Source organism: Arthrobacter sp. CAL618, assembly GCF_000468215.1.
Taxonomy (GTDB): Bacteria; Actinomycetota; Actinomycetes; order Actinomycetales; family Micrococcaceae; genus Arthrobacter_D.
On the sequence record NZ_ASZW01000222.1, the window covers coordinates 1 to 4224 of the forward strand.

Sequence of the window (4224 nt, forward strand, 5' to 3'; positions counted from 1 at the left end):
CCGAGCCGGTACCGGTGACCGTGATGGTTGGAACGTCGGTACCCAACGTCACGGTGCTCCCCTTTTCCCGAATACGGCGGAAAGTGTCGTGGCAAGCGGCCGCACTGGTCGCTGAACATACCCACCATCGGCCAATCCCGCGCGCCGCTCAAAAAGGTTCAGGGATGCAGGATCACCGGTACGCAGGAGGGAAAAAGCCGCCGCCGCGAAGTAAAGCGGCAGGAAGGGCAACCCCAGACAGATGGCGTACTGGGTGCTGTGCCGGGCTTCGTGGGCAAGGAGCGCCGGGCGGGGTGCCCCCTCCGAGGCCGACCCGCGGAACAGGATGACGTTTCCCACGGTGAAGGCACGCGCGACCGGCAGGGTGCCGGTGTAGCTGAAAGCGAGGAGGAGCCCCTCGGGGCCAGGGCGGAGGTCGCACCGTTTCGATTTCGCCAGCATCAGCCCCGCCGCGGTGGACAGGTTCAGCCAGTTGAGCAGCCATCGCATTCTGTGGGCCGGGACCATGGGAATCATCCTAGTACGGGAGTGACAGGTGCCCATTGGGGACTCAGCACCGGTGTTAGCTAGACTTGCACCGTCTGCCAACGGTCACCGGATCCGCGGTGAAACACCAGTTGCCCACCACCACTGAAGGTATGAACATCTCGATGTCTGACTCCACACCGCCGGGCGGACCCGTGCACGCAACGTCCGCCGTCGTCGACGTTCCTTCCCCGCTTGATGCCGAGGCGATTCGCGCGACCGTTGATCGCGCGCTCGACGACATTGCAGCCGCGGCCGATCTTGACGGGCTTAAGCAGGTGCGAATCGCCCATACCGGCGACAAATCGCCACTCAGCCTCGCGAACCGGGGCATCGGTGCCCTCGCCAAGGACGAGAAGGCTGCGGCCGGCAAGAACATCGGGCCGGCGCGCGGCAGAATCAACGCCGCGCTCGCCGCCCGGACGGCTGAACTGGAAGCCGAACGTGACGCCCGCATCCTCGTTGAGGAGGCGGTGGATGTGACGGCCGCACCGCGACGTCGGCGTGCGGGTGCACGCCACCCGCTGTCCACCCTGCAGGAACGCGTCAGCGACATCTTCGTGGGCATGGGCTGGGAAATCGCCGAAGGACCCGAGCTGGAGTCGGAGTGGTTCAACTTCGACGCGTTGAACTTCAAACCAGACCACCCGGCCCGTGACATGCAGGACACCTTCTTCGTGGAGCCTCCCGAGGCGCACCTGCTGCTGCGCACCCACACCTCACCCGTCCAGGTGCGGTCCATGCTGGAACGTCCGCTGCCGCTGTACGTGTTGTGCCCCGGCAAAGTGTTCCGCACCGATGAGCTCGACGCCACCCACACGCCCGTGTTCCACCAGTTCGAAGGCCTGGCCATCGACCGGAACCTCAGCATGGCCGACCTGCGCGGCACCCTGGAGCACTTCGCCCGGCTGATGTTCGGCGACGACGCCCAGATCCGGTTGCGCCCGAACTTCTTCCCGTTCACCGAACCATCAGCCGAACTCGACATCTGGCACCCCGGCGCCAAGGGTGGGCCGCAGTGGATCGAGTGGGGTGGCTGCGGCATGGTCCACCCCAATGTGCTGCGCGCTGCGGGCATCGACCCCGAGGAATTCTCCGGGTTCGCCTTCGGCATGGGCATTGAACGCACCCTGATGTTCCGCAACGAGGTAGGCGACATGCGGGACATGATTGAGGGCGATGTACGGTTCAGCGAGCACTTCGGGATGGAGATCTAAGCATGCGTATTCCACTTTCCTGGTTGCGTGAATTCGCACAGGTCCCAGCCGGTGCCACCGCCGAAGACGTAATGGCTGAACTGGTCAAGGTCGGCCTTGAGGAAGAGGCCGTGCACCGTCCCACCGACACCCTGTCCGGGCCCGTCGTCGTCGGCCAGGTGCTCTCGGTGGTCAAGGAGCCGCAGACCAACGGCAAAACCATCAACTGGTGTCAGGTCCGCGTTGTCCCCGAAGGCCAGCCCCAGACGCTGACCACCGAGGGCATCGACCCGTCGGGGGTGCAGGGCATCGTCTGCGGCGCCCACAACTTCGTCGAGGGTGACAAGGTGGTGGTCACCCTGCCGGGCGCCGTATTGCCCGGCGACTTCCACATCGCCGCCCGCAAAACCTACGGCCACGTCTCCGCCGGCATGATCGCCTCGGTGCGCGAACTTGGCATCGGCGACGATCACGACGGCATCCTGGTGCTCTCCACCCTCGGACTCGACCCGGAGGTGGGCTCCGATGCCATGGACCTGCTGGGTCTCTACGACCAGGCCGCCGAAATCAACGTCACCCCGGACCGCAGCTACTGCTTCTCGATCCGCGGCGTTGCCCGTGAGTACGCCCATGCCACCGGGACCGCTTTCACCGACCCCGCAGCCCAGGTCACCGCGCCCGCGGCTCTGTCCGGTGGTTACCCGGTCACCATCAGCGACGAGTCGCCGATCTACGGCAACCCGGGCTGTGACAGGTTCGTCGCCCGCACCGTCCGCAACGTCGATACGAGCCGTCCCACGCCGCCGTGGCTGGCCTCCCGGCTCCGGCTCGCCGGGATCCGTTCCATTTCCCTGCCCGTCGACATTTCCAACTATGTGATGCTCGAACTGGGTCAGCCCATTCACTGCTACGACCAGGACAAGCTCTCCGGCGGCATCGTCGTCCGGCGGGCAACGCCGGGGGAGACGCTCAAAACCCTCGACGACAAGGTCCGCAAGCTCGACGTCGAAGACCTCCTGATTGCCGACGGTTCAGGCGCCATCGGCATCGCCGGTGTCATGGGTGGCGCCGACACGGAGGTGTCCGACTCGACCGGCACGGTGCTGGTCGAGGCGGCCCACTTCGATGAAGTGTCGATCGCGCGATCACGCCGCCGCCACAAGCTGCCGTCCGAGGCCTCCAAGCGGTTCGAGCGTGGGGTGGACTGGCAGGTTGCCGGCATCGCCGCCCAGCGCGTGGTCGACTTGCTGGTCGAACTCGCCGGTGGTACCGCCGACGACGCCGGAACCGAGGTGGGCACCCAGCCCGACGCCGTCGTCATCGACCTGCCTGCTGGTTACGCGGCCAGCCGGATCGGCGTCGACTTCACCGACGAGCAGATCACCGGGGCCCTCACCGATTTGGGGGCCGTAGTGGAAGCGCACGACGGCGGTCACACCGTCACGGCGCCCAGCTGGCGGCAGGACCTGCAGATCAAGGACGACCTCACCGAGGAAATCGCCCGGCTGGTGGGCTACGACAAGATCCCGTCCCGGCTTCCCGTGGCACCTCCCGGCAGCGGCCTGTCCCGCGTCCAGGTGCAGCGCCGCCGCGTGCTGCAGGCGCTGGCCGACTCGGGCCTCACCGAGGTGCTCTCCTACCCGTTCGTGTCGCTGGACAGCAACAACACCTTCGGGTCCGCCGACGCGACGGAACAGCCCGCCATCAAACTGGCCAACCCCTTGAGCGCCGAACTGGGCTACCTGCGCCGCTCGGTGCTGCCCGGACTGATCGAAGTCGCCAAACGGAACCATTCACGTGGCTTCCGGGATCTGGCCCTGTACGAGGCGGGCCTGGTGTTCCTGCCGCAGGACGCCGTCGGCAGTCGTGACATTCCGCCGTTGGGTGTCCGCCCTTCCGAAGACATCCTTGACGGCCTCTATGACGGACTGCCCGACCAGCCGTTGACCATCGCTGCTGTCTTCACCGGCAACGACTCACCGGCAGGCGCCAACCATCAGCCACGCCCGTGGGACTGGGCGGATGCCCTGGACACGGTCCGGCTGATGGCCGACGTCGTCGGCGTCGACCTTGAGGTGACGCAGGGGGAGCACCAGGTGTTCCATCCCGGTCGCACGGCACGCATTTCGCTGCGCACCGGTGAACTGCTCGGCTATGCCGGCGAACTTCACCCGAAGCTTCTCGCCGCCCATGACCTGCCAGCCCGCACCGTGGCGCTGGAAATCAACGCCGACCTGCTGTTCGACGCCGCTCCGGATGTGATTGTCGCGAAGCACCTCTCGACCTTCCCTGCCACCACCCAGGATGTGGCACTGGTGGTCGACGGCGGGCTGCCGGCCGACGTCGTGCTCTCGACCCTGCGCGAAGGCGCGGGGGAGCTCCTTGAGGACGTGCACCTGTTTGACGTGTACGACGGCGCGGGAATTGAGGACGGGCGCAAGTCGTTGGCCTTCGCCCTGCGGTTCAGGGCACCGGACCGGACCCTGACCGCCGACGAGGCCAG

General features: G+C 66.6%; 3 protein-coding genes. 2 read left to right on the forward strand and 1 reads right to left on the reverse strand.

Going from position 1 to position 4224, the window contains the following annotated elements; genetic code table 11:
• Positions 1-48 precede the first annotated feature (48 nt).
• Entirely contained in the window at positions 49-507 is a 459-nt protein-coding gene (locus tag K728_RS0113275; RefSeq protein WP_019483404.1) for an eCIS core domain-containing protein, read from the reverse strand.
• Between the two features lie 143 nt (positions 508-650).
• Between K728_RS0113275 and pheS the strand changes: the two genes are divergently transcribed.
• Positions 651-1742, forward strand: a complete 1092-nt coding sequence (gene pheS / locus K728_RS0113280; protein WP_024477015.1) for a phenylalanine--tRNA ligase subunit alpha — start codon at positions 651-653, stop codon at positions 1740-1742.
• Positions 1743-1744: 2 nt separating this feature from the next.
• A partial coding sequence (gene pheT, locus K728_RS0113285) for a phenylalanine--tRNA ligase subunit beta (protein WP_024477016.1) occupies positions 1745-4224 on the forward strand: 2480 nt, incomplete at its 3' end.